Below are 25,059 nucleotides of genomic sequence, written 5' to 3' on the forward strand. Positions count from 1 at the left end.
TGAACATTTCACTGTTCGTGATGAGTGCTTCGGGAACATTGATGAGCGGGCGCAACATACCCAAGGGATAGCTCCCGTTCCAAACGATGACGGATGTTCCGTTACAACGGTTGCCTGAAAGGGGTGGGGCTAGAGGATGAAAAGCCCCTTAGTCAGCACGACAGCGTCGTCGAGATGAATGGCGAAATCAGCCTTCTTGTCGCCGTTGACATCGGCGTAGATGTAGCTATCAGACACCTTTTTGTCATAGCGCAACTCACCCGCCTTGCCCGAAAAAGCCTTCGTTCCGATAAAACTGAAAGCCTGATTACCGCTGAGCTTCAGATTGGCGTCGATGGCCGACAGATCGACCCGATCGCCTTCCTTGGCGCTGAAATCGTAGATGGTATCCCGAAAGGCCACGCTGTTGGCGGATTCCTTTGTACTCTTGAAGACAAAAATATCCTTGCCGGCACCACCGAAGAGTTTATCCGCACCGGCGCCGCCGATCAGCTTGTCGTTCCCCGCGCCACCGCCAAGAATATCGTTTCCGGTATTGCCCAACAGCGTATCGTTCCCACCGGCGCCGTAGGCGATATCGTTGCCCGCCTTGACGTCGATCGTATCAGCTGCGGAGCCGCCAACCAGAGCATCCCTGCCCGCCGTGCCGGCAAAGACCGATTTGATCGGAGCTATCGTCACGTTGAAAGAACCGCTGTCTGTAGCCAGCGCCACCCCATAACCGAACGTGTTCTTGTTGCTGACAAGTTTATCCAAGATACCGGAACCGATAGTACTCAGCACGTTCTTCAAGCCATTACTAATGCCTGTCACATCGAGTAGCCCCTTGCTGGTCACGTCATCCAGACGCTGGAACATGTCTTCGGGACTGCTGCGCTCGTTGACACCGTCATCGATGATGGAAAACAGATTGGTGTGAAAGTTGGTCAGAGCCTCCTTGATCCGAAAGCTCTCTTTCGCAGCTTCATACTGGCCTAGTACGCCGCGATTGAGCGCCAGATTTTCAAGGAAACCGTCAGCTTTATCGAAAAAAGCAGAGTAAGTTTTGGCGACTAGGAATTGTTTTATTCCATCAGTGGTCCATTCACCCGGAACAAGGTCGCTAAGATTCCACCGATCTAACGTCTTGTCGAACTCGATCTTCGCAGACGTCAGTTGGTCCTTGATGTTGTTCCAGTCCTCTCCCCAATGGGTATCAGTCGGTGAAGGCATATCCGGCAGGAATTGTTCGAATCTGGTATCCGTCGAGGAGGAGAAATAGTCGTTGACGGCGGCTTCGAACAACATGTCCGGCGGATATTGATCAACGATCGTCTGAACCAGTTCAAGCCCACGAAACAGACTGTCAAAGTTTCCACTTGCAAACTGGCTTATGACATCAGCCACCTCCGATGTGTAAAGGCCGGCATCCTGCAAGTAGCCGATCACTTCGTTCCAGTCGACTGATGCGAAGTCGAATGAGGACAATAGCGAAACATACCCGGATATTTCGCCCACCGTAAACGTCTGATAGCTCATCCTTCCCTCCGCAATAAATAAAATCTGAAATACCGCCAAACCGAAAAATATCAGACACGACTAAAATCACAAGGCCGCACATACCGCCAGCAAAAGTTGCAAGGATACTGCAATCATGAGAAGCGATATTCCGCAAAACATCGGCAGAATGGCGCAACCCGCAGACTTTAATCCTAGCCCCCCGGCATGCTCTTCAGAAAGCGCATGAAGACCCACAGTGAGGCCGCAGATGCTCGCGACCTGCACTATGGAAATTAGAAAAATCGGACAGGCAGATAAGCGGGAGATGTCGCGGGAAACGCAGACGGCGCAGACCAATCGGTGACTATCTTACATAAACGATCTTGCCGCCATTGAACGCGGTCTGGATGCCGACGACATTGCGCAACTGGACGCGCTTTTTCTGGAGAAAACCACGCAGATAGGCGTCAGACCGGATTTCGTCCTGCGCCTTGGCGATCGTCTGTGGCGAGGGGTAGCGATAGGTGCGCGGCACCTGCTGTGTTTCGTCATCACTATCGACCTCATTCTTGATGATGATGACGGTGATGCTGACCTGGCCGGAACGCGCATCCCGGGCGCTGGCAAGGCCGCCAAGCGGCATGGCCGCGACCAACACGGCAAACGTGAGCATGATGAGTCTGCGCATTGTTCTCTCCTCAGAGATCCAGTGACGGCTTCCAGCGGCCGGCAGACTGTCACAGACGGCTACTGCGACTGGTAAGGACCGGGTGCGCGCGATCGTCATGGCGGCGCGCAGTCACGGTGATGAAACCAGACGCCGCCGTCCCGATCACTTCACATAGACAATCTTGCCGCCGTTGAAGGCGGTCTGGACGCCATTGACGTTGCGTGCCGGAATGCCGCGCTTCTGTAGGGCCGCACGGATGTTGGGCGTGTTGCGGATTTCCTCCTGCCCCCTGGCGTAGGTCTGCGCCGACGGATAACGGTAGGTGCGCGGCACTTGCTGGAAATCGTCCGGGCCGATATAGTCGCGGATGATGATCACCGTGACGCGGGGATTGGTGTTGGCGGCCTGGCGAGCGGTCGGCGCCCTCTGGGCATAGGCCGTTCCCGTTGCCAACCCGGCACCAAGCGGAGCTAAAAGGGCGGCAGCCAGAACAAGCGTAACGATCTTCTTCACTGTCTTTCTCCTTCAGGCGTTTGCGGTCACACGTACCGCAATGGGCCGATATCATCGTGTATAAATGATCTTGCTACCATCCAGCGCCGTTTGAATGGCAAGGACATTGTGCGGCCGGATGTTTCGCCGTTCCAGAGATGCCCTGATGACTCGATTCGAGGCAATTTCCGCCTGCGCCCGGGCGCGCGTCTCTGCCGACGGATCACGGAAGATCGCCGGAGCGCGATCACCGCCACGATCGCCGGACCTCACCATGACAACGGCGATGCCGGGCTCCATGGGGTGGCCGAACAGGATGGTGCCGAGTGTTTCGGTCGCCGATGCGGGCGGCACGGCCGAAAGGGCGAGCGCCGCAGCCGCAAATGTCAGGGGGAGGATTTTCCGCATGCTTATTCTCCTTCAGTAACCACCCGGCCGGGCTTGCCATCGGTGTCGTCTTGTTCAGGAGATATAGGTTATCCCGCCGCTTTTGCGATCACCATGCTGCGGCGCGCGAGATTTTTTAATGCTTGCCGTAAAGACGGCGCGTCCGCGAAAGGACGCGCCGTATGCCACTCAGATGTTGCTGTTGAACGTATCGCAGGCAGAAAGCTTGCCGCTGTCGAAGCCGCGCTTGAACCAGGTCGAACGCTGCGCCGAGGTGCCGTGGTTGAAGCTTTCGGGAACGACATAGCCCTGGGTGCGCTTCTGCAGCGTATCGTCGCCGATCTGCGTGGCGGCGTTCAACGCTTCTTCCAGATCGCCCTGCTCGAGAAGCCCCTTCTGCTCGGTATATTTGCCCCAGATACCGGCGAAGCAATCCGCCTGCAATTCCACCCGCACCGACATCTGATTGGAATCGGCTTCGCTCATGCGCTGGCGCTGCGCGTTCACCTTGGGCAGAATACCGAGCAGGTTCTGGACGTGATGGCCGACTTCGTGGGCAATGACATAGGCCTCGGCGAAATCACCGGATGCCCCGAATTTCTGCGCCAGCTCATCGAAGAAAGCCATGTCGAGATAAACCTTCTGGTCACCCGGGCAATAGAACGGGCCGCTGGCGGAAGACGCCATACCGCAGGCCGAATTGATGCCGTCACGGAACAGAACCAGTTTCGGCTCGACATAGGTTTCGCCGCTCGCCTGGAAGATGCCGTTCCAGGTGTCTTCGGTCTCGGCCAGAACGGTGGAAACGAACGCCTTGGTCTCTTCCTCGGCGGCAGAGCCCTGCGGCGATTGCGACTGGGTCTGCTCGTAGCCGGACTGGCCGGGCGACTGGCCACCGTCGAGCACCTGCAGCATGTCGATACCCATCATCTTCAAGACGAAATAGATAGCAACGAGGAAGATGATCGTGCCGATGCTCATGCCGCCGCCACGGCCGCCACCGCCGGTCGGCAGGCGGAAGCCACCGCCGCGGCCGAACGGATTACCGCCCATCCCGCCCCGCACAGGACCCGCTCCGCGCTCGTCCTCGATATTGCCCGATTGACGCCGGCCCTTCCATTCCATGATCTGATCTCCCCGTGCTGGCCGCTCAAGGCCCTCAAGCTTTTCAAGACCATATAACGCGCCAGACGCGATTTTGTACAAGACCCAAATGACAAAGTTTTTCACTCGCGAAAATTCGATCCGGCCGTTGGCAGCCGGTGAAAGGCCATGCCAGTATGGCAGCCATTGTTTTGGGAGGAACGAGCCTATGAAAGCCATGCGCCTGGAATCGATCGGCAAACTTTTCGTGCGCGAGATCGAGACGCCCGTTCCGGGGCCGGACGACCTTCTGGTCCGGGTCGAGGCCTGCGGCATCTGTGGTACCGACCGCCATCTGCTGCACGGCGAATTTCCCTCGACGCCCCCCGTGACGCTCGGCCACGAGTTCTGTGGCATCGTCGAGGCTGTGGGTGCTGACGTGAAAGGCTTCAAGCTGGGCGCGCGCATCACCGGCGACCCGAACATTTCCTGCGGCCGCTGCCCGCAATGCCAGGCAGGCCGGATCAATCTCTGCCGAAACCTGAAGGCCATCGGCATCAGCCGCGATGGCGGTTTTGCCGATTATGTCATCGTGCCGCAGAAGCAGGCGTTCGAAATCCCGCTCGATATGCCCGCGACCCACGGCGCGTTCTGCGAACCGCTTGCCTGCTGCCTGCACGGCGTCGATATGGCTGAGATCAAGGCAGGCTCTTCGGTCGTTGTACTTGGTGGCGGCGTCATCGGACTTTTGACGGTGCAGCTGGCGCGGCTGGCGGGGGCAACGACCGTCATTCTCTCGACCCGGCAAGAAGCAAAACGGAAGCTGGCGGAAGAACTGGGCGCGACTGCCAGCATCGATCCGTCGGAAGGCGACCTGATCGAAGCCATTACCGGACCAGGCGGACTTGTTCCCGGCGGTGTCGATGTAGTGATCGAATGCGCTGGTGTGGCGGCGACGGTCGAGCAATCCACCCGGCTTGCGAAACCCGGCGGCACCGTCGTCATCCTCGGCGTGATGGCACAGGGAGAGACGGTCCGGATCGAGCCGTTCGACATTCTCTTCCGCGAACTCAGGGTGCTCGGCTCCTTCATCAATCCGTTCACGCATCGCCGCGCTGCCGATCTGGTGGCATCGAGGGTGATCAATGTGGAAAAGCTGATCTCCCGCACAATCACGCTTGAAGAAGCGCCGGACGTGATCCGCAATCCTCCGGCGGCAGGCGAAGTCAAGGTCCTGGTGGTAAGCAACCGCGTCTGATTCGATCGCCGTGCCACCTCTTAGATTTTCCGGTCTATCGTGATACAAGAATTGCGGTGATCTCAAGCTATGGGGAAGCAAGATGACGGCATTTGGCGTTGTACGGTTCCGCCCGAAATCCGGCCTGCATGACGAGTTCGAAAACCTGTTTCGCAGCCTTTCGCGCAACTTCGAGGGATTACGGAAATTCTCGCTGATCAAGTCCGCCGATGGCACCTATTGTTCGATCGGCGAATGGGACAGTTTCGATCATATGGTGGCGGCGCGGCCAAAGATGATCAACAATCTCGACACGTTCCGCCATACGCTGGAGGATCTGGGCGAGGAGCGCGGTGTCACCGATGCGGTTTCAGGCGATGCCGTCATAGAAATTTCCTTCTCCTAGCTCGCCGGCATTCGAGCGACACCGGGCAGACCTGACGGAAATGTCCGCAGGCCCCACGCTTGACGGAGGTCTGAATGACCGACCGATGGGAAATGTGCATCGCACCTCCCATCGGTCAGATTCGTCATGCCGCTATCATTGTTTACCTCAAGCGGCGAAGCGGGCGATCACCTCGGCCAGCGGCACATGGCCGACGCAGGCGCCGGAGCCAGCCGGTGTTTCGCCGTCCTCGACTGCCAGGGCATATTGCACCACCGGCTCGGCTTCGATCCGGCGGCGCAGCGCGGCAAGTTTCGGATAGGCCTTGGGGTCAACGGCTTGATGGAATTCGGCCCAGCGCGCCACACCGATCAGCGTCGTATCCGCCAAACTCAGGCGATCACCAGCCAGAAATGGCGTATCACCGATCATAGCTTCCAGCTTTTCGTGGCGTTCCACAACGGATTTGCGGCCGAACTCGCGCAGAAATGCAAGTGTCTCTGGCGTCTCGCCTTCGGACTCAAGCGCAACCCACAATGGCCCGAAAGCACCGGTGAAGCCGGTATTGATGAAGGCCATCAACTGCAACATCCGGTCTGCCTGTGGCGAGCGGGGCTCAAAGCTGATGCGGTGCTGGGTATCGCGGGCTGCAAGCCAGCCGGCAATCGCCATGGTTTCGGTGAGGACTGCGCCCTTGTCCGTGATCAGGACAGGAGTTTCCTGACGGCCGTTCAGCCGGGCATAGGCATCGTTCTTCATCTCGGAGAGCATGTCGACGCGGCAGAGGCGGTAAGGCTGGCCGACTTTTTCGAACGCAGCGACAAGCCCCATCGAGCTTCCAAGCGGGAAGCCGTGAATGAGAATAGGTTCCATTTTTCGGGTCTCTTGTTGTTGTTGATGGTGACGCTGCGCAGCGATGGTTGACCCTAACCATTGGCGCCCCCATGTAAATTACGCACTCTTTTGTAACCAGGACCGCCCGATGAAAGACGTCGTCTCCAAATGCCCGATCGAAGAGACCATGCGCGTGCTGAGCGGCCGCTGGCCGACATTGCTGCTCTATTATCTCAAGGACGGCACCAAGCGATTCAGCGATCTGCAGCGCGACAACCCGACGCTGTCGCACCGGATGCTGGCGCTGGAACTGCGCAAGCTGGAAAAAGCCGGCATTGTCAGACGTACGGCCTTTTCCGGTTATCCGCTGCGGGTCGACTATGACCTGACGGCTTCGGGCTATGCGCTCGTGCCGCTGATCGACGCGCTCGGCGATTGGTGGGAGGACACTGCAGGCGCCCGGGGTGAACCGGTTGAAACAAAGATACGCAGGCCACTGATCAAGGCGGCCTGACGGTCGGCCGCATTTTTGCACCGGGGCGCCTGCCCCTGTGCAATGGGGAAGCAGCAATCCGCTGTCAGCAAATCGGATTTGGTGTAAACTGTGCGCATGAGCGACACCCAGCCCCTTTTCGCGGCGTTGCGCCAATCGGCAAGGCCGGACATTGTCGATGCCATCGAACGGCTCGTTCAAGATGCGCCGGACCGCAAACTCGGCCGGGTAAACCCGCTGGCGTTCGCCGCCAACGCGGGATTTGACGAAGAACACGCGATCAACGGGTTTCTGCACGCGTCGCGGCTCGGCCTGTTCGAGATGTCATGGAATGTCCTGTGCCCGGGGTGCGGCGGTGTGCTCGATGCCAATACCTCGCTCAAGACCGTGCAAAGCGAGCAATATATCTGCGCGCTCTGTGCCGCCGGTTACGAGCCGACGCTCGATGAGATGGTCGAGGTGACCTTCACGGTCAATCCGCGGGTGCGCCACATCGAAGCGCATAATCCGCACGACCTGCCGCCGCTCGAATATTTCCGTCAGATCTACTGGGGCTCCGGCATCGACATGCCGGAAGACGATTACGAGGCGAAGGTCGATGAATTCGTCCTCGAAGCGCTGGAACTGCCATCCGGCGAAAAGGCGGTCATCTCGCTGCAATTGCCCGAAGGGTTCGTGATGGTGTTTGAGCCCGTCACCCATGCGGCACAGTTCATTGACGTGAAGGGCGAGCCGACCAAGGAGCGAACGAACCTTTCGCTTGTCTTCGACAGGTCTTTTCAGCATCGCGAGACGCTGGAATTGCGGCCCGGGCCGGTGCGGATCATGGTGGAAAATCACACCGGGGTCCGGACATTGCCGTCCGTGTGCCTGGCCAACGACGCATTGCACGATCTGCTCGGGCGGCGCCGCCCCTTCCTGACCGCCAAACGCCTGCTCACCAATCAGACGTTCCGCGACATTTACCGCACCGATACGATCGACGTCGATCAGCGGCTGAAGATCACCAGTCTCACCTTTCTCTTCACCGACCTGCGTGGCTCGACAGAGCTTTACGAGCGCGTCGGCGATCTCGCAGCCTTCGATCTGGTGAAGACGCATTTCAGCATTTTGAACGAGATCGTCAGTGCGGAAGCAGGCGCCGTCGTCAAGACCATCGGCGATGCGGTGATGGCCACCTTCCCGACACCGGACCGTGCCGTAGCCGCCGCCATGCGGATGCGCGATGCGATGCGCGCACTCAATGAGGAGCATGGTAACGAAGACCTGCTTTTGAAGATTGGCATCCATGAAGGACCGTGCATTGCGGTCAGCCTGAACGAACGGCAGGATTATTTCGGCCAGACCGTCAACATCGCCTCAAGGGTACAGCATCTCGCCACGTCCCGCGAAATCTTCGCAACCGGCTCTGTCCTGCAAGACCAGCGTGCCTTGCACCTGCTGACACAGCGCGGCGTGACGCCGGCATCGCACAATGTCGCCCTTCGCGGCATTACCGGCGAGATCGGCATTTTCGCGATTCCGTAAGCGCTCGTCCGCCGGGTTGCCAATTCCCGGCAAACCGAACCTCGCAACAGGCGCCATGACAGGGAAAACACGCGAACTTTCCTGTCGATTCCCGCATTTTCGGGGTTCCGCTTTGCGTCACATTTCCCTATAAGCCGCTTCTAGCCTGAAAATACCAAGCCTGCGCGACCCGACCGGTGATCTCCCACCCTGGCCGGTTTTTTGCGCAGCCGGAAAAAGCGGATAGAACCCATGCCAAAGCGCCAAGACATTAAATCGATCCTCATCATCGGCGCGGGTCCGATTGTCATCGGCCAGGCTTGCGAGTTCGACTATTCCGGCACACAGGCCTGCAAGGCGCTGCGCGAGGAAGGATACCGGGTCATCCTAGTCAACTCCAATCCCGCCACCATCATGACCGACCCGGATATGGCCGATGCGACCTATGTCGAGCCGATCACGCCTGAAGTCGTCGCCAAGATCATTGCCAAGGAACGCCCGGACGCGCTTCTGCCGACCATGGGCGGCCAGACGGCGCTCAACACCGCACTCTCCTTGAAGCGCATGGGCGTGCTCGACCGCTACAATGTCGAGATGATCGGCGCCAAGCCCGCCGCCATCGACATGGCCGAAGACCGCGCCCTGTTCCGCGAAGCGATGGAGCGCATTGGTCTCGAAACTCCAAAATCGCTGCTGGCCAATGCCACCGAAATCAAAGACGCCGACCGCAAGGTGCATGTCGCCGAGCGCGACAAGCTGAAGGCGCAGCTGTCAGGCGCCGAACTGGACAAGGCGCTGGACGAACTGGAAAACCAGTGGAATCTCGGCGAGACAGACCGCAAGCAGCGCTACATGAGCCATGCCATGGCGATCGGCGCGCAGGCGCTCGACACCATTGGCCTGCCCGCGATCATCCGCCCGTCCTTCACCATGGGCGGCACCGGCGGCGGCATTGCCTATAACCGCTCGGAATTCTTCGAGATCATCAATTCCGGCCTCGACGCTTCGCCGACCACCGAAGTGCTGATCGAAGAATCGGTGCTCGGCTGGAAGGAATACGAAATGGAAGTGGTCCGCGACACGGCGGACAACTGCATCATCATCTGCTCGATCGAGAACATCGACCCGATGGGCGTGCACACGGGTGACTCAATCACCGTTGCCCCTGCCCTGACGCTGACCGACAAAGAATACCAGATCATGCGCAACGCCTCGATCGCGGTTCTGCGCGAGATCGGCGTCGAGACAGGCGGTTCGAACGTGCAGTTCGCCGTCAATCCCGAAAACGGCCGCCTCGTCGTCATCGAGATGAACCCGCGTGTTTCGCGCTCCTCTGCTCTGGCATCGAAGGCCACCGGTTTCCCGATCGCCAAGATCGCCGCCAAGCTCGCGGTCGGCTACACGCTGGACGAACTCGACAACGACATTACCGGCGGTGCGACGCCTGCCTCGTTCGAACCTTCGATCGACTATGTCGTCACCAAGATCCCGCGCTTCGCCTTCGAAAAGTTCCCCGGCGCCGGCACGACGCTGACGACGGCGATGAAGTCGGTCGGCGAAGTCATGGCAATCGGCCGCACCTTTGCCGAATCGCTGCAGAAGGCCCTGCGTGGCCTCGAAACCGGCCTGACCGGTCTCGACGAGATCGAAATCCCGGGGCTGGAAGACAGTGGCGACAACCACAACGCCATCCGCGCCGCCATCGGCACCCCGACGCCCGATCGCCTGCGCATGGTCGCCCAGGCGCTGCGCATGGGCATGTCGGAAGCCGACGTTCATGACGGTTCGAAGATCGACCCGTGGTTCATCGCCCAGTTCAAGGCGATCGTCGACATGGAAGCCCGCGTGCGCGAGCATGGCCTGCCGGAAGACGCTGAAAACCTGCGCATGTTGAAGGCCATGGGCTTTTCCGATGCGCGTCTTGCGACGCTCTCCAAGAGCCGCCCGAAGGAAGTGGCCGAACTGCGCAACCGGCTGAACGTGCGCCCGGTCTACAAGCGCATCGACACCTGCGCTGCCGAATTCGCCTCGCCGACCGCCTACATGTACTCGACCTACGAGACGCCGTTTGATGGGAAGGCACGCTCCGAAGCGCAGATTTCCGACCGCAAGAAGGTCGTCATCCTCGGTGGCGGTCCAAACCGCATCGGCCAGGGCATCGAGTTCGACTATTGCTGCTGCCATGCCGCCTTCGCGCTGAAGGATGCCGGCTATGAAGCGATCATGATCAACTGCAACCCGGAAACCGTCTCGACCGACTATGACACATCCGACCGGCTCTATTTCGAGCCGCTGACCGCCGAAGACGTGATCGAAATCCTGCGCGCCGAACAGGAAAACGGCGAGTTGCACGGCGTCATCGTCCAGTTCGGTGGCCAGACGCCGCTGAAGCTCGCCGAAGCGCTGGAAAAGAACGGCATCCCGATCCTCGGCACCGCCCCCGACATGATCGATCTCGCCGAAGACCGCGACCGGTTCCAGAAGCTTCTGATGAAGCTCGACCTCAACCAGCCGAACAACGGCATCGCCTATTCAGTCGAACAGGCCCGCCTCGTCGCATCCGAAATCGGCTTCCCGCTGGTCGTGCGCCCGTCCTATGTTCTGGGCGGCCGTGCCATGCAGATCATCCATTCGGAATCGATGCTGCAGACCTACCTGCTCGACACCGTACCGGAACTGGTGCCGGAAGATATCAAGCAGCGCTATCCGAACGACAAGACCGGCCAGATCAACACCCTGCTCGGCAAGAACCCGCTTCTGTTCGACAGCTACCTGACCAATGCCGTCGAAGTCGACGTCGATGCGCTCTGCGACGGTGAGACTGTGTTCGTCTCCGGTATCATGGAGCATATCGAGGAAGCCGGTATCCACTCCGGTGACTCTGCTTGCTCTTTGCCTGTCTACTCGCTGTCATCCGAGATCGTCGACGAACTCGAGCGCCAGACCAAGGCAATGGCCAAGGCCTTGAACGTCGGCGGCCTGATGAACGTCCAGTACGCCATCAAGGACGGCACGATCTACGTGCTCGAAGTCAACCCGCGCGCCTCGCGCACGGTGCCCTTCGTCGCCAAGACCATCGGCGCGCCGATCGCCAAGATCGCTGCCCGCATCATGGCCGGCGAAAAGCTTGATGATGCGATCTCCGCCTATGGCAAGAAGCCGGATCCGCGCAAGCTGAACCACATTGCCGTCAAGGAAGCGGTGTTCCCGTTTGCCCGCTTCCCCGGCGTCGACATCCTGCTTGGCCCGGAAATGCGCTCGACCGGCGAAGTCATCGGCCTCGACACAGACTTTGCGCTGGCCTTCGCCAAGGCCCAGCTCGGCGCCGGCGTCGACCTGCCGCGCGAAGGCACCGTGTTCGTCTCGGTGCGCGACGAGGACAAGGAACGGGTCCTGCCCGCCATCCGCATCCTGACTGACATCGGCTTCAAGGTGATGGCAACCGGCGGCACGCAGCGCTTCCTCGCCGAAAAGGGCATCACCGCCACCAAGATCAACAAGGTCCAGGAAGGCCGTCCGCATATCGAGGACGCCATCCGCAACCGCCAGGTCCATCTCGTCATCAACACGACGGATTCGAACAAGGCGATCTCGGACTCGAAGTCGCTGCGCCGTGCGACGCTGATGCAGAAGGTGCCGTATTACACGACGATGGCGGGTGCCGAAGCGGCTGCCCGGGCGATCAAGGCTCTCAAGGCCGGAAGCCTGGAAGTGCGCACGCTGCAGAGCTATTTCTGAGGCCCGATGCACAAGCCCATCCGCTTTTCCGCACATGCTTTGACAGTCATGCGGGAGCGTGGGCTTGATGCCGGGTGGGTGGAGACGGTCGTTCTCGACCCGTTATGGACGGCGCCGGATCCGAGGGATCCGGCGGTGGAAAGGCGTTTTGGCGTGGTTCCGGAACGCGGCGGGCGAATTATGCGCGTCGCTTGCGTTGAAGACGAATTTGAAATCCGTATAATATCCGCATTTCTCGACCGTGGAGCGATCAAGCCAGCATGAAACCCGTGATCGAATATGATGCGACGGCAAACGCGGCCTATATCCGTTTCTCCAGCGAGACCATTCTGGAAAGCGAAGAAATCTCGTCCGCCATTGTTCTGGATTATGATGCGCACGGCCATATCGTCGGTATGGAAGTGCTTGATGCCCGTCAGCATCTCTCGCCAAAGACGCTTGACGAAGCAGCCTGAGAAAGCGTCACGCTGACGGCGCCCAAACAGGGCGCCGCTTCTCTTTTGCCGGATATCAGTTCGCCGCCTCGGCGCGCGCAAGACGCACGGTTCGAAAGCCGAGCGTAACGGCGACAGCTGCAATCACACATCCGCTGACAAAAACCACCAGCATGGCTTGGCGCATCGTTTCAACGCTTGCAGTGCCGCCGAACCCCATGAGATTGGCAACTAGACCGAAGACTGCGGCGCCGATCGCATACCCTGCCGATTGCAAGGTCGGCAGCATGGCCGAGGTCCGGTCGCGTTCGTCATCGGTCGAAACATCCATCATCAGCTGGCTGAGCGTGCCCCAGGAAACGCCGAAGCCTGCGCCGATCATCGCCTGCCCCGGCAGGATCAACCAGAATATGTCGGCGCCGATCGCAAGCACCACCAAGGCCAGCCCCGCCAGAAGCAGAACCGGACCGGTCAGCATGATCCGGTTGCGCATTGCGAGCGACCGCACGCTTGCCACGCCGATCGCGCTCAGGCTCCAGGAAATCGCCATGACGGCACTCAGCGCACCGGCTGCAGTCGGGCCGAGTTTCCAGAGATGCTGCAGGCTATAGACAAGGAACACCGAGCCCGCTGCCTGCGAAAGCGGCATCAGCAGGATCACCCATAGTCCGGTGCCCAAGGCCTTACGGATGGTAAACGCCGCGCTCGGCAAAATCGGATTGGGCGAGCGCCGGTCGAAGAGAACGACGGTCACCAGAACCACGGCCGCGCCGATCAGCAATGCGCTCATCGGCATCGTTCCGCCGGCAATGCCGGATAGCGAGATCATCAGGATGCCGGCTCCCGCTGCGACGAGGCGCCCGAACGGAATGGGCGACACCTGCCCGGCGCCCGACACACCACGCGGAACGATGGCGAGAACGAGGACGATGAAGATGGCCGCCGCCGGGATGCTGACGAAGAAGGCCGCCCGCCATGAAAAATGCTCCGTCAATCCACCGGCAACCAGCGGTCCGGAAAACGCCGCCATGGCCCAGACGATCGCCTCGGCGCCGAACACCTTGGGGACGAGGCGGGAGGGGAAAAGCTCGGGGATCAGCGCATAGCAAAGAGCGGCGACAACGCCCTCACCCGCCCCCTGCAGCAACCGGCCGGCCAAGACTTCCTTCATATCAACGGCGGTTGTCGCAAGCACCGTGCCGGCGATGAAAACGGTTGCTGCGGCAAGCAGTGTGTTGCGGGCACCGAACCGTCGCTTGAGATTGGCCGCGACAAGGCCGCCGATGATGGCAAAGACCAGATAGAGGGTGAAGGCCCAGGACAGAAGCGAGGCACCACCGAGTTCCTCGACCGCCGTCGGCAAGGCCGTGGAAATGAAGAACTCGTTGAAGGCGAACAGGGCGACGCCGAGGCAGAGCGTTATCGTCGAAACGAGATAACGCGGCTGCATCAGCTCACCCCATCCTCCGGCCAGTTCAGAGGAGGCGCTGTTCACCGGCTCGTCTGTGTAAGGGATATTGTCAGTCGTCATGCTTCCGTCTCCAGTAGGGAGCCAGACTGATACAACCTCAAGCGCTGTTGAGGTAAAGCCCTATTTTTACAGCAGAACTGATTTTTTCGCCCTCACGCCGCCTGATTTTCTTTGGCTGGACGGGCATTGAACAGCTCCCGGCCGATGGTGTGCGCGGCCTCCAGATGCCGGACGACATCCGCCGGTTCCGACCCGAGCAGCAGCTCCGATGTCAGCACCGGAGCGCCACAATAATCAAAGATGCCGTGATCGATCTGCGTCTTCATCGCATCGCGATAGCCCCGCCGCTCATAGGTCGATGCGCTGGCGCCGCCGAGGCCGACAAGATGAACGTTAAGATGACGTAACTTCTTCACCGACTTGATCCCCACACCCTCATCATAGGCCCAGCCATTGGAAAACACCCGGTCGATCCAGCCCTTCAGCAAGGCGGGCATCGACCACCAATGGACGGGAAAGACCAGTACGAGCGCTTCGGCACGATCGATCCGCTTCTGCTCGGCGGCGATATCTGCCGGGATTGGCACGTCACGGCGGTGAACGGCAAGGTCGGTCATTGTGAATTCCGGCGAAAAACCTTCCGCTGAAAGATCAGCGATTTCAAAGGAATGATCATCATTCGGCTGGGCGATGCCCTCCGCCAGATGCCGGACGATATTGTGGGTCAGCGAATCCTGGTCGGGATGGGCGACGACGATAAGCGCATGCATGTTGAAAACTCCTGCTTGGCTGTTGCGCGCGAAAGTCACGCGCTATATACTTTTAGTAAGTTACTTTTGGTACATAACGGTGTCAAGCATGGAAAACACAGCTCCCACCACGTCGACACGGCGGCGCCTGTCGCGAGAGGAACGGCTTCGTCAGTTGCTGGATGTCGCATGGCAGGTCGTTCGCACCGAGGGAACCGAAGCACTGACGCTTGGGTATCTGGCCGAACAGGCAGGCGTCACCAAGCCGGTGGTCTACGACCATTTCAACACACGCCCGGGACTGCTGGCGGTGCTCTACCGCGAGTACGACACGCGCCAGACGGCGCTGATGGACAAGGCGCTTGAAGACAGTGAGCCGACCCTTGCCGGAAAGGCACGGGTGATTGCATCATCCTATATCGAATGCGTTCTTCTGCAGGGGCGAGAAATTCCCGGCGTCAGCGCAGCCCTGGCAGGCTCGCCCGAACTGGAAAAGATCAAGCGCGAATACGAGACGGTCTTCACCGAAAAATGCCGGGCGGCTCTTGCCCCCTTCTCTGGCACCGGCACGATTGCCGCCGCCGGTCTCTGGGCCATGCTTGGGGCCGCCGAAGCCCTCTCCTATGCCGCCGCGACCGGCGACATCACCGCCGCTCAAGCCGAAGACGAACTTTACCAGACCATCCTGTCGATGGTTAGCCGGAACGCCTAGTAACCACCGACGATCGGCAGAACCTCGCCGGTAATGTAGCTGGAGCATTGGGGCGATGCGAGGAAGACGTAGGCCGGGGCAATCTCTTCCGGCTGTGCGGGACGCTTCATTGGCGTGTCGGCCCCGAATGTGGCGACGTCCTCTGCCTGTTTGTCGGAAGGATTGAGTGGCGTCCACACCGGCCCCGGTGCGACGGCGTTGACGCGGATACCCTTTTCGATGAGCTGACCGGACAATGCCTTCGTGAAGGCATGAATGCCGCCCTTGGTCATGGAATAGTCGACCAGCTGCTTGCTGCCCTCGATGCCGGTAACCGAACCTGTGTTGACGATGGCGCTGCCCTCCTTCATGTGCGGCACCGCGGCCTGTGCCATGAAGAAATAACCGTAGAGATTGGTCTTGAGCGTTTCGTCGAAATGCTCCTCCGAAAGGTCGAGCACATCGGCGGTGTGCACCTGGAAGGCGGCGTTGTTGACGAGTACATCCAGCCGCCCAAAGACTTCGACCACGGCGGCGACGGCCTTCCGGCAGAAGGCCCGGTCTTTCACGTCGCCGGGAAAGGTCATGGCCCTCCGCCCTTCCGCCTCGATCGCCTTCACCGTGTCGTCGGCATCCTTGCCTTCGGCAAGATGAAGGATCGCGACATCGGCGCCCTCCCGGGCAAAAAGAACCGCGACCGCACGGCCGATGCCGCTGTCGCCGCCGGTGATCAATGCAACCTTTCCATCGAGCTTGCCGGACCCTTTGTAGTAGGGCGCTTCATAGAAGGGGGCTGGGTCGAGCCTGTGTTCGGCACCCGGCTTCGGCTGGTGCTGCCTGGGAAAGGGCGGGACCGGATAAGCCCGCGCGCCAGCTTGCATGGCTTTCGGTTTGGCAGGCTTTTTCGTTTTTTCTCTGGCGTCGGCGTTGGCCACCTCAGCCTGGATATCACGCTGCTTCTCCGCCGTGCGGGCGGCTGGACTCGGCCGTGCGGCCATCGTATCTCTCCTCGCGATTTTTAAGAAATCTGGGTCGGCTTGATCGTGCCCACGGACACGACACCATCGACAACACCACGCGGTCCGGACGCAGCAACGCCCAACTGGTCCAGCATTTCAACGACGGCATAAAGCCGCTCGTTGCGAAAAGCGCTGGCGTCTCGTGTCGAATTGCCCTCCGCAGGGGCAGCGTCGATCTCGGTAAAATCCAGCTCTGCTTCCGCCGCCGTGACGCGGGCATCAGCGGCGGAAAATGCGCGAACAATCACCTCGCCCTGGTTATCGGCACTGTCCCAGTTGGGATCCCCTGCCCTTGCAACAGGAACCAGCCGGTAAAGCTTCAACTTGTCCAGTGGGCGTTGGTTTTCCTGTATCATCGATCCTCGCTTTCCGGCGCGGCATCGCCGCGCGCCTGTTCCTGACGTCCCACCGCCTGCACCCGCAGGAGCGCCGCAGTGACAATCGACTGAAGCTCGTCATCGGCGATCTGCTGGGTTGCAAAACTGCCATTGGGCTCCACTCCAGGATCCTCCTCATGATCGCGAACCGTTTCGGCATCGCGCCTCAGTCGCTCCACAAAGGCCCGGCCCTCAACGCCATCTGCGATAAACGCAGTCAGTGCGACCAAGAGTTTTCTGTGGGCATTGAGCCGGCCTTCAAGCTGTTCCGGTGATAGGTTCCGCATCATCTGGTCCTCATCTTAAACACCCAACGGGCACTACCGTCATTTGTTCCCTCCGAGCCATTTTCTGCGCTGGATGGACGCCCCAAGGCTTGCGCCCGCCTCCGATTAATCTGGCTTTTTCACTCCGCTTTCTGCTATAAGAGTCGTTCAAATGTTTCCGACGGTTCCGGAGTTAACCCTCCGGTGACCGTTTTCTTTTGTGCTAAGCCCTGCTTGAAGCGGGCAAGCATGGACTATGAAGGACAGCGAAATGGTCGATAAAGTACCGATGACTCAGAGCGGATTCGCCAAGTTGCAGGAAGAACTGCGTTGGCGTCAGCAGGAAGAGCGCCCGCGGATCATCGAAGCGATTTCCGAAGCGCGCGCCCATGGCGACCTTTCGGAAAACGCCGAATATCATGCGGCCAAGGAAGCCCAGAGCCACAATGAAGGCCGCATTGGCGAAGTCGAAGATTACGTCGCGCGCGCCGAAGTCATCGACCTGTCGAAGATGTCCGGTACGAAGATCAAGTTCGGCGCCACCGTCAAGCTGATCGATGAAGACACGGAAGAGAACAAGACCTACCAGATCGTCGGCGACCAGGAAGCCGACGTGAAGCAGGGCCGCATCTCGATCTCCTCGCCGATTGCCCGCGCCCTGATTGGCAAGGAAGTCGGCGATTCGATCGAAGTCGTCGCCCCCGGCGGCTCCAAGGCTTACGAGATCCTCGCGATCAACTGGGGCTGATCCCCGGCATGCCCATAGAAAAGCCCGGACGGCGCGCAAAGCTGCCTCCGGGCTTTTTCTGTTCCTGCATGCTTAAAGTGCTACAGCGACCTTTGAGCCTCATGAAGGGTGCGCACTGCAAATCACACACAAGGGCTGGCAAGTGGTAGATATCAGCGACGTCGAGATCATTGCACCGAACTTCAAGCAACGCCTCTCCGGCGTCACCTCGACCATCATCCAGCTGATCCCCGTGCAGCGGGCACTTGGCCAGAAAGTGGCGGCTCTTGGACCGGGGCTGCCGGATAGCCTGCCACATATCGGTTACACAGCTCTTCTCAGCCTCTGGCGCCGTCCGAAAAGCCGGGCGCTGCGCGTCTGGCATGCCCGCCGCAACATCGAAATGCTGCCCGCTATCGTCTTGCGCGATATCCTGCGGGTGAAACTGAAGATCGTCTTCACCTCGGCTTCGCAGCGCAAACATTCCGGCTGGACCAAATTCCTCGTCCGGCGGATGGACGCGGTGATCGCCACCAGCAACCGCACGGCCGCCTATCTGGAGGTGCCGAGTACGACGATCATGCACGGCATCGACACGCAGCGCTTTTTCCCGGCACATGACAAGGCCGCAGCAAAGGCAGCCCTCAACCTGCCGTCAGACAAGAGGATTGCCGGCTGCTTCGGCCGGGTCCGCCATCAGAAGGGCACCGACCTGTTCGTCGACAGCATGATCAGCCTTTTGCCACAGCGGCCGGACTGGATTGCCATCATCGCCGGCCGCGCCACGCCATCGCATCAGGGGTTCGAGACAGAACTGAAGGAAAAGGTCAAAGCCGCAGGCCTTGCCGGACGCATCCTGTTCGTCGGCGAACATACCAACATTCCCGACTGGTACCGGGCACTCGATCTGTTCATTGCGCCGCAGCGCTGGGAAGGTTTTGGCCTGACGCCGCTGGAGGCGATGGCAACGCAGGTGCCGGTGGTGGCAACCGACGTCGGTGCATTTTCCGAGTTGCTCGTTACAGGCGCGGATCAAACCGGCATCCTTGTTCCTGCAAATGAACTGAGCGCCATGGCAGACGCAGCCGCATCGTTCATGGATGATCCAGAACGGTCCAGACGCGCTGGCGAGCGCGGCCTATCCCGCGCCATCGACAGCTTCAGCATCAAGGGCGAAGCAACGAAAATCGGCGAAATCTACGAAAAGCTCTTATCGTCTGCGACTTAAGGTTTTCGCTTGAACAGTTCGATATAGGCGTTGGCGACCGCTTCCTCGGAGAACTGGCCCATCAGGGTCTTTTGGCCGCCCAGGAAAACACGATCGGCCAGTTGACGGTCGTTGATCAGCCGCTCGATTGCCCGGCTGAAACCATCGGTATCGCCGATATCGGCGAGCAGGCCGTTGTCACCATCGCGCATGAACCAGCTCGGACCTTCGGAACGGCTGGAAACGACCGGCTTGCCTTGTGCCCAGGCCTCCAGGATGACATTGCCGAGCGGTTCGTGGCTCGACGGCATGACGAAGATATCGCAGGCGGCCACATAGGGCCGCGTGTCCTTCTGCCAGCCAAGGAACCGCACGCGGTCAGTGACACCGATATCGGCGGCCAGCTTGCGGACGTTCTCCATCTCCTCACCGTCGCCGGCAATCCAGAGATAGACGCCAGGCAGCTTGGCCACGGCCTCGGTCAGCAGCGCAAAACCCTTGCGCGGGACGAAACGTCCCATGGACATGACAACGGGCGCATTCTCCGGCGTGTCGACAGTTCTGCGGTCAACCGGCGTGACGCGCTCGGTGCTGGTGAAGTTGGAGATAACCTCGACGCTGCGCGTCCAGCCGAGACTGCGCACATGATCGGCAATGCCGGGCGTGTTGCAGACGATCACATCGGTATTCTTGAAATAGTGCAGCCGGGTCGGATAATCGCCAAGCCGCGAAACCTTGATGCAACCCTTGTAGTCCGGCATCAGCTCGCTTGCCCGCGGCGCCCATGCCATCAGCGCGTCCGGCTTGCTGCTCCTCGCCATCCTCAGGACTTTGCGTGGCAACAGAACCCGATCAAGCGACAGATTGCGGAAATGGCTCTCCGTCACCCCGACAGCAGCATTGATATCCCGCCGCCAGACGCGATTGGGCCGGATGACCGCCGTCTGTTCGATGCCACGGCGCGCCAGCGCATTGACGAGATGGACGAAAAAGCGCTCCGCCCCGCCATCCTTGCCGAAATGAAAGTGCGAAACCTTCATCGGAAGCCAGACCCGCGCTTGAAGAGATCGATATAGGCGGCGCTGATCGCATCCTCGGAAAAGCGGTCGCGCAATGTCGCCTGTCCGCCCTCGCTGAGGCGCTGGCGAAGAGCCGGATCTGCGCGCAGCCTTTCAATCGCATTTGTGAGACCCGCAGCGTCGGCGCAATCGACCATCAGCGCATCGGCCTCATCCGTCATCACCCATGAAGGGCCTTCCGCACGCGATGCGATCGTCGGCTTACCGGCGCCCCATCCCTCAAAGCAGACATTGCCGAGCGGTTCATGCAGCGAGGTGACGGCAAAGGCATCTGCAGCGGCCAGATAGCCATAGGCATTGGTTTTCCATCCAGGGAACCGCACACGATCCGAGACACCGAGATCGGCGGCCAGCTTGATCAGGTTGTCGCGTTCAGGGCCGTCTCCCAGCAGCCAGAGATAGGTATTGGGCGCATTGGCAATCGCCCGGATCAGATAGTCGAAGCCCTTGCGGGGAACAAATCGGCCCATGCCAGCCACCACGAAAGCATCGTTTGGTGTTTGCAGCTCGCTGCGCTGAACCGCAGCAACCGGCTTTGCACGGGTGAAATTGGCAATCACCTCGATGTCGCGGGTCCAGCCCATCTTCCGCACCTTGTCGGCCATATCGGGCGTGATGCAGACAAGGGTCTGGACGTTCTTGTAGTAGTCGAGATGTTCGGGATAATCGCCAAGGCGCGACAGGCGAAACGAAGCATCCCATTTCGGCATGAAACGGCTCGCCCGCAATTGCCATGCCATGATGACGTCGGGCTGAAACTCGCGCAGCACGCTCTTCATTCTAGCCTGCAAGAGAAAGCGCGAGAGCGAGATACGCCGGAAGACCCCCTCGTAGACAGTCCCGCACGCTTCCAGATCCTTGCGCCAGCTCCGGTCCGGGCGGATCAGCATGCGCTGCTCGACGCCACGATCGTGAAGGGCATTGACGAGATTGACAAAGAAGCGCTCGGCACCGCCGTCCTTGCCGAAGTGATAGTGCATAACCTTCATGACGTCCTCACTTGCCGCGGCGTGCGCGCTCCATGTCGTCGAAATTCGGCTTCCGCTGCAACGCGTGCCGCTGGTAGATCTTGGCTGCGGTCATGAAGGCGTAGACGGCACCGGTCGCAGCCTCGATAAAGCCCGGAAAGCCACACCGCCACAGCCCGTTGCGAAAATAGAGCCGCAGAAAATAAAGTGGGGGACTGAACAGCATCTTGTAGGCCCGTGGCGGCTTGCCAGCGACAAACTGCTGGTCGGCCTTCAGGGTAGAATACTTGTTTTCCTTGAGAATCTGTTCGTCCAGCATAAGCGGCCGGTAATGCAACAGGCTGCCGGTCGCCGCCGCTCCAGCCTTGCCATCAGGGACGATGCCTTCATGAACTTTCTGAGAAAGATCGTAGGCGCCCCTGCCCTTGCGGATCAGCCGCAGGTTCTTGCGCTCGCGTACCTTATCAGGCGTGTAGCCATAGCCGATCAGATAGGGCCGGCGGGCAATACGCCAGCCAACGATATCTACGGGAGCCTCCAGCAGCGACGGCAGCAAGGCTTGAAGCGGCTCGTCCAGCCGCTCGTCGGAATCGATATTCAGACACCAGGGCTCACGGCACTGATCGAGCGCGAACTGCTTCTGGCCGGCATAGCCGCGCCAGGGTTCGAACAGGAAACGGATTGGCCAGCCCTTGTCGATATAGGATTGCACCAGCGCCGCCGTACCGTCGGTCGATCCCGAATCGACGATGACGATCTCGGCGCAGCTTTCCAGGCTCTCGATGCAATTGCCGAGATAGGCCTCTTCATTCTGGCAGATGATGAAGGCGGAGAGCGGGAGTTTCGCTGGCATCAAAGGGCGCCCTTCAGGCCGCACGGGCAAAATGGGAGGTTTTGCGATTACTGCTGCGCATGACGTAACCGCGCGCTTTCAGACTGGAAACCAGCGTTGATATCGCAGCTTCACCAACGATATGCGGATGCAGCTCCACAATGATATGGGCGATGTTCTTCAGATCGACATCACCGAGCAACTCAATCTCGGCACCCTCCACATCCATGATCAAGGCCGACGGATCGTGCTTTGCCAGGACATCGGACAGCGCTTCGCTCTCCACCACGATCTGCTGATCATCGCGCTTGCGGTCGTAGAGGCTGGACGAGATGATGTTGTCGCTTCTGAAAAACGTGATCGGGGCGCCATCGACGGTGACCGCCCGCATGGTCAGGTTGGGCGCCATGCCGTTGAGCGCGAAATTGCGTCTGATCGTCGGCTCCAGTTCCGGATTGGCCTCGTAGCAGAACACGTTGTTCACTCCACAGATCCGGGCCGCAACCAGACTGACGAAGCCGATACCAGTGCCGATTTCGAGCGTGCGCATACCCGGCTTGAGGATTTTACCGATCAGGTCACGCTCGGTATCCTCGTAGATTTCGCGGAAAATCAGCTCACGGACGTTTTCCGGGATATGGCCAATAGTCGTATCGATCGTCACCCCGCCCAGCCGAACGGTACGGACCTTGAACATGTACCGGAAGCTTTTGCGCAGCGAACGCAGCAATCTTTTCAAAATACCTGATCCTATCGTGGTAAGCGGAAATCTCGGGCAACAGACCAATCAGGAGATCTAGATCTCGATAAGGCTGACATCCTTGACTTGGCGAATGGTCAGCATGGTGCGTACCGTGTCCACATTCTCCGTGGCCGTAAGCTCCTCAATAACGAAATCCTGAAAGCCTGCAAGGTTTTCGGCGACGCATTGCAACAGAAAATCGGACTCGCCCGACACCATCCAGGCCTCGCGCACCAGCGGCCACTTGGCCGTTTGCTTGGCAAATGCCTTCAGGTTGGCGTCGGACTGATGCTTCAGCCCAACCATGCAAAAGGCCACCAGATCGTAACCAAGCGCCGGAGCATTCAAAAGAGCGCGATAGCCGCGGATGATGCCGGCTTCTTCCAGCTTTCGCACACGCCGCAGGCAGGGCGGCGCCGAAATTCCGACGCGTTCGGCAAGCTCGACATTCGTCATCCGCCCGTCGTTCTGGAGTTCGCGTAGAATTTTCATATCGATAGCATCAAGTTCGACGCGTATCACCATGGTTGAGCTTCCCGTTGTTCTTCTTGGTCCGCTCTGAGCAGACCCTTTCTTGTTACTGCCCGCGATATTTCACAAGCCTCGCCGGACTGCCGACATAAATTCCATAGGGCTCCGTCTTGCCTTTGACGACGGCATTCGCGCCGATGACACACCCTTTTGATATATGCGAGTCCCCCAATATCTTCGCGCCGGCCCCGATCCAGACATCGTCCTCGATGGTGATCGGTTTGGCGATGACACCCTGCATGGTAATGGGCTTGGAGACATCGTCATAACGGTGGTCGAAGGAAACGATCACGACATGGGCAGCGATGCGCACATCATTGCCGATCTTGATCCCGCCAAGACCATAGAGAATGCTATAGGGATTGATCGAGACGTTCGAGCCAATCTCGATGCTTCCCTTCTGCGCGTCGATGAACCCGCCCTTGTGAATCTTGAACCGGTCGCCGATGACAACGCGGCCGCGATAGGCATCGATGGCCGCGCCCGAGCGAATCTGGGCTCTGCGGCCGATGCGCAAATGTCCCGGCAACAGAAATCCGCGAAGCAGCCAATAACAATGGGTCAGCGATCCGATGCGCATCCGCCGTTAAATCCCCCCGCCCTGGCCGGTGGACCAGATCGACCGCATGAAACCACGCTCGACCAGTTGCTCCGGCGAGGCATATTTCAAGGTTCCGTCATAGACAAAATCAAGATCGCCGCTGGCCTCGACAGTGTCGAGAATGCGCTGATATTCACGAGCGCCACCGAAATACTGCTTGTCCTCCACCGCAGCCCGCGTCTTCTCATGATAATCGGCAAAGAATTTGAAATGCAGCAGCACGCCTGAAATGGCCGAGAAATTGCGATCGAAAGGCAGTGGCTGATGGATGCTGATGCCGAAACTGCACTCGTCGTCCCAATACATCAATGGATATTTCATCATTTCAGCTTCTGCTGCAAACTTGCGCCGGCGCGGGCCACCGGCGAGACTGAGAAAGCGCTTTGTCTTCTCAAGAATGTAGCCGTTGCCATCGATACAGCCGGCAACCGCCCAAGGCATGACGTCCGTCGAACCGTCGAAAGCGAAAGCACTGACGCTGCCACCCGGATACATATCAATCATCGGCGCCGCAAACCGGCGAAGCCCGAGACGTTCCAATTGCGCAATCAGGTCCGGCAACGGCTTTTCAAAACAGCGGTCGTAGACGAGATACTCGTCCGCATCGATATTCAGATACCAGCGGTTCTTGCCATAGCGGGCAAACAGCGCTTCGCGCCAGAGCTTTCCGCGGCGGGCTTCGCCATAACGCACCGTCGAGGTCCAGACATCGACATCGGGCTCAGCGCATAGCAATTCGCGCGTGCCATCGTCGGATTGATCATCGACGCAGATGAAACGGGTGACACCGAGCGCGCGGTAATGGGCAAGCAGCGAGCGCATGAACTTGAGGTCGTTGTGCGCCAGGAAAAGCAAAGGCACGTCGCTATCCGCCAGCGGCCAGAAGGTGACAGGCGACAAAAGCGCGAGCGGTACCGTTTCGGCTCTGCTTTTAAGCCGGGCGGAGACGCGGCGACTATCGAGCCAGGTCCGGAGCCGGTGAAACAGCGTACGGCTATAATCGAAATCGTCCGGGTTTTTGAACGGATATGAGGATTGCCGTATTTTCACTGCCAGTTCGA

28 protein-coding genes are annotated in these 25,059 nt (G+C 59.5%); 10 read left to right on the forward strand and 18 right to left on the reverse strand.

From position 1 onward, the window contains the following. Nucleotides 1-129 precede the first annotated feature (129 nt). The 5 genes from ACSQ3J_RS14615 to ypfJ form a co-directional block, all read right to left on the reverse strand. Nucleotides 130-1,518 carry a calcium-binding protein gene (locus ACSQ3J_RS14615; protein WP_060505690.1) on the reverse strand — a complete coding sequence of 463 codons (1,389 nt, stop codon included), beginning with the start codon at nucleotides 1,516-1,518 and terminating at the stop codon, nucleotides 130-132. A 325-nt stretch (nucleotides 1,519-1,843) separates the two neighbouring features. Beyond that, nucleotides 1,844-2,167, reverse strand: a complete 324-nt coding sequence (locus ACSQ3J_RS14620; RefSeq protein WP_060505691.1) for a hypothetical protein — start codon at nucleotides 2,165-2,167, stop codon at nucleotides 1,844-1,846. 144 nt (nucleotides 2,168-2,311) lie between these two features. Next, entirely contained in the window at nucleotides 2,312-2,662 is a 351-nt protein-coding gene (locus ACSQ3J_RS14625) for a hypothetical protein (protein WP_060505692.1), read from the reverse strand. 51 nt (nucleotides 2,663-2,713) lie between these two features. Further along, entirely contained in the window at nucleotides 2,714-3,049 is a 336-nt protein-coding gene (locus ACSQ3J_RS14630) for a hypothetical protein (protein WP_060505693.1), read from the reverse strand. A 168-nt stretch (nucleotides 3,050-3,217) separates the two neighbouring features. After that, complete coding sequence (ypfJ, locus tag ACSQ3J_RS14635; protein ID WP_060505694.1) at nucleotides 3,218-4,153, reverse strand: KPN_02809 family neutral zinc metallopeptidase; 936 nt, start codon at nucleotides 4,151-4,153, stop codon at nucleotides 3,218-3,220. A gap of 187 nt (nucleotides 4,154-4,340) precedes the next feature. Here ypfJ and ACSQ3J_RS14640 point away from each other — a divergent pair, with 187 nt between their 5' ends. Further along, nucleotides 4,341-5,369 (forward strand): zinc-dependent alcohol dehydrogenase family protein, encoded by a 1,029-nt coding sequence (locus tag ACSQ3J_RS14640; RefSeq protein WP_060505695.1) that lies wholly within the window; start codon nucleotides 4,341-4,343, stop codon nucleotides 5,367-5,369. Nucleotides 5,370-5,451: 82 nt separating this feature from the next. After that, complete coding sequence (locus ACSQ3J_RS14645; RefSeq protein ID WP_060505696.1) at nucleotides 5,452-5,754, forward strand: antibiotic biosynthesis monooxygenase; 303 nt, start codon at nucleotides 5,452-5,454, stop codon at nucleotides 5,752-5,754. Nucleotides 5,755-5,901: 147 nt separating this feature from the next. On the opposite strand, the gene ACSQ3J_RS14650 is transcribed toward ACSQ3J_RS14645, so the two are convergent. Further along, nucleotides 5,902-6,606, reverse strand: a complete 705-nt coding sequence (locus ACSQ3J_RS14650; RefSeq protein WP_060505697.1) for a glutathione S-transferase family protein — start codon at nucleotides 6,604-6,606, stop codon at nucleotides 5,902-5,904. A gap of 109 nt (nucleotides 6,607-6,715) precedes the next feature. Here ACSQ3J_RS14650 and ACSQ3J_RS14655 point away from each other — a divergent pair, with 109 nt between their 5' ends. From ACSQ3J_RS14655 to ACSQ3J_RS14675, 5 genes are all read left to right on the forward strand, one after another. Then, on the forward strand, nucleotides 6,716-7,081 hold the full coding sequence (locus ACSQ3J_RS14655; protein WP_060505698.1) for a winged helix-turn-helix transcriptional regulator: 366 nt from the start codon (nucleotides 6,716-6,718) through the stop codon (nucleotides 7,079-7,081). Nucleotides 7,082-7,177: 96 nt separating this feature from the next. Next, the gene (locus tag ACSQ3J_RS14660) at nucleotides 7,178-8,587 is read left to right on the forward strand and encodes an adenylate/guanylate cyclase domain-containing protein (RefSeq protein WP_060505699.1); all 1,410 of its coding nucleotides are present in this window, start codon (nucleotides 7,178-7,180) and stop codon (nucleotides 8,585-8,587) included. A 231-nt stretch (nucleotides 8,588-8,818) separates the two neighbouring features. Then, entirely contained in the window at nucleotides 8,819-12,304 is a 3,486-nt protein-coding gene (gene carB / locus ACSQ3J_RS14665) for a carbamoyl-phosphate synthase large subunit (RefSeq protein WP_436039382.1), read from the forward strand. Between the two features lie 6 nt (nucleotides 12,305-12,310). Continuing rightward, nucleotides 12,311-12,568 carry a DUF4258 domain-containing protein gene (locus ACSQ3J_RS14670; RefSeq protein WP_436039383.1) on the forward strand — a complete coding sequence of 86 codons (258 nt, stop codon included), beginning with the start codon at nucleotides 12,311-12,313 and terminating at the stop codon, nucleotides 12,566-12,568. Continuing rightward, entirely contained in the window at nucleotides 12,565-12,759 is a 195-nt protein-coding gene (locus ACSQ3J_RS14675) for a DUF2283 domain-containing protein (RefSeq protein ID WP_436039384.1), read from the forward strand. Before ACSQ3J_RS14670 ends, ACSQ3J_RS14675 begins: the two co-directional genes overlap by 4 nt. A gap of 55 nt (nucleotides 12,760-12,814) precedes the next feature. Here the strand turns inward: ACSQ3J_RS14675 and ACSQ3J_RS14680 are convergent, their stop codons facing one another. Further along, nucleotides 12,815-14,269 carry an MFS transporter gene (locus tag ACSQ3J_RS14680; RefSeq protein ID WP_436039385.1) on the reverse strand — a complete coding sequence of 485 codons (1,455 nt, stop codon included), beginning with the start codon at nucleotides 14,267-14,269 and terminating at the stop codon, nucleotides 12,815-12,817. A 92-nt stretch (nucleotides 14,270-14,361) separates the two neighbouring features. Then, nucleotides 14,362-14,979: an NAD(P)H-dependent oxidoreductase gene (locus ACSQ3J_RS14685; RefSeq protein ID WP_436039386.1), complete on the reverse strand. Its 618-nt coding sequence runs from the start codon at nucleotides 14,977-14,979 to the stop codon at nucleotides 14,362-14,364. A 79-nt stretch (nucleotides 14,980-15,058) separates the two neighbouring features. On the opposite strand from ACSQ3J_RS14685, the gene ACSQ3J_RS14690 reads away from it, so the two are divergent. Continuing rightward, nucleotides 15,059-15,670: a TetR/AcrR family transcriptional regulator gene (locus tag ACSQ3J_RS14690; RefSeq protein ID WP_436039387.1), complete on the forward strand. Its 612-nt coding sequence runs from the start codon at nucleotides 15,059-15,061 to the stop codon at nucleotides 15,668-15,670. On the opposite strand, the gene ACSQ3J_RS14695 is transcribed toward ACSQ3J_RS14690, so the two are convergent. The 3 genes from ACSQ3J_RS14695 to ACSQ3J_RS14705 are packed head-to-tail and all read right to left on the reverse strand — an operon-like array spanning nucleotide 15,667 to nucleotide 17,335. Further along, complete coding sequence (locus ACSQ3J_RS14695; RefSeq protein WP_436039388.1) at nucleotides 15,667-16,647, reverse strand: SDR family oxidoreductase; 981 nt, start codon at nucleotides 16,645-16,647, stop codon at nucleotides 15,667-15,669. The genes ACSQ3J_RS14690 and ACSQ3J_RS14695 overlap by 4 nt on opposite strands. A 20-nt stretch (nucleotides 16,648-16,667) precedes the next feature. Further along, nucleotides 16,668-17,024: a hypothetical protein gene (locus ACSQ3J_RS14700; RefSeq protein WP_436039389.1), complete on the reverse strand. Its 357-nt coding sequence runs from the start codon at nucleotides 17,022-17,024 to the stop codon at nucleotides 16,668-16,670. Then, nucleotides 17,021-17,335 carry a hypothetical protein gene (locus tag ACSQ3J_RS14705; protein WP_436039390.1) on the reverse strand — a complete coding sequence of 105 codons (315 nt, stop codon included), beginning with the start codon at nucleotides 17,333-17,335 and terminating at the stop codon, nucleotides 17,021-17,023. The genes ACSQ3J_RS14700 and ACSQ3J_RS14705 overlap by 4 nt, the downstream gene beginning before the upstream one ends. A gap of 247 nt (nucleotides 17,336-17,582) precedes the next feature. Here ACSQ3J_RS14705 and greA point away from each other — a divergent pair, with 247 nt between their 5' ends. Continuing rightward, on the forward strand, nucleotides 17,583-18,059 hold the full coding sequence (greA, locus tag ACSQ3J_RS14710) for a transcription elongation factor GreA (RefSeq protein ID WP_060506047.1): 477 nt from the start codon (nucleotides 17,583-17,585) through the stop codon (nucleotides 18,057-18,059). Nucleotides 18,060-18,201: 142 nt separating this feature from the next. After that, entirely contained in the window at nucleotides 18,202-19,266 is a 1,065-nt protein-coding gene (locus tag ACSQ3J_RS14715; RefSeq protein WP_436039391.1) for a glycosyltransferase family 4 protein, read from the forward strand. Here the strand turns inward: ACSQ3J_RS14715 and ACSQ3J_RS14720 are convergent. From ACSQ3J_RS14720 to ACSQ3J_RS14750, 7 genes are read right to left on the reverse strand one after another with little or no spacing between them, the layout of a single operon-like run. After that, on the reverse strand, nucleotides 19,263-20,285 hold the full coding sequence (locus tag ACSQ3J_RS14720; protein WP_436039392.1) for a glycosyltransferase: 1,023 nt from the start codon (nucleotides 20,283-20,285) through the stop codon (nucleotides 19,263-19,265). The two genes, ACSQ3J_RS14715 and ACSQ3J_RS14720, sit on opposite strands and share 4 nt — an antisense overlap. Beyond that, the gene (locus tag ACSQ3J_RS14725; protein WP_060505708.1) at nucleotides 20,282-21,313 is read right to left on the reverse strand and encodes a glycosyltransferase; all 1,032 of its coding nucleotides are present in this window, start codon (nucleotides 21,311-21,313) and stop codon (nucleotides 20,282-20,284) included. The genes ACSQ3J_RS14720 and ACSQ3J_RS14725 overlap by 4 nt, the downstream gene beginning before the upstream one ends. Nucleotides 21,314-21,320: 7 nt before the next feature. Continuing rightward, nucleotides 21,321-22,145, reverse strand: coding sequence for a glycosyltransferase family 2 protein (locus ACSQ3J_RS14730; protein WP_060505709.1), 825 nt, complete (start codon nucleotides 22,143-22,145; stop codon nucleotides 21,321-21,323). A gap of 13 nt (nucleotides 22,146-22,158) precedes the next feature. Further along, nucleotides 22,159-22,863 (reverse strand): FkbM family methyltransferase, encoded by a 705-nt coding sequence (locus ACSQ3J_RS14735; RefSeq protein ID WP_060505710.1) that lies wholly within the window; start codon nucleotides 22,861-22,863, stop codon nucleotides 22,159-22,161. Between the two features lie 57 nt (nucleotides 22,864-22,920). Further along, nucleotides 22,921-23,391: an Lrp/AsnC family transcriptional regulator gene (locus tag ACSQ3J_RS14740; RefSeq protein ID WP_082512254.1), complete on the reverse strand. Its 471-nt coding sequence runs from the start codon at nucleotides 23,389-23,391 to the stop codon at nucleotides 22,921-22,923. Between the two features lie 52 nt (nucleotides 23,392-23,443). Beyond that, the gene (locus tag ACSQ3J_RS14745) at nucleotides 23,444-23,977 is read right to left on the reverse strand and encodes an acyltransferase (RefSeq protein WP_082512255.1); all 534 of its coding nucleotides are present in this window, start codon (nucleotides 23,975-23,977) and stop codon (nucleotides 23,444-23,446) included. A 6-nt stretch (nucleotides 23,978-23,983) separates the two neighbouring features. Then, nucleotides 23,984-25,048: a glycosyltransferase family 2 protein gene (locus ACSQ3J_RS14750; RefSeq protein ID WP_082562844.1), complete on the reverse strand. Its 1,065-nt coding sequence runs from the start codon at nucleotides 25,046-25,048 to the stop codon at nucleotides 23,984-23,986. Between the last annotated feature and the right edge of the window lie 11 nt (nucleotides 25,049-25,059).

This window comes from Rhizobium sp. LjRoot98 (assembly GCF_964252935.1).
Lineage (GTDB): Bacteria > Pseudomonadota > Alphaproteobacteria > Rhizobiales > Rhizobiaceae > Pararhizobium.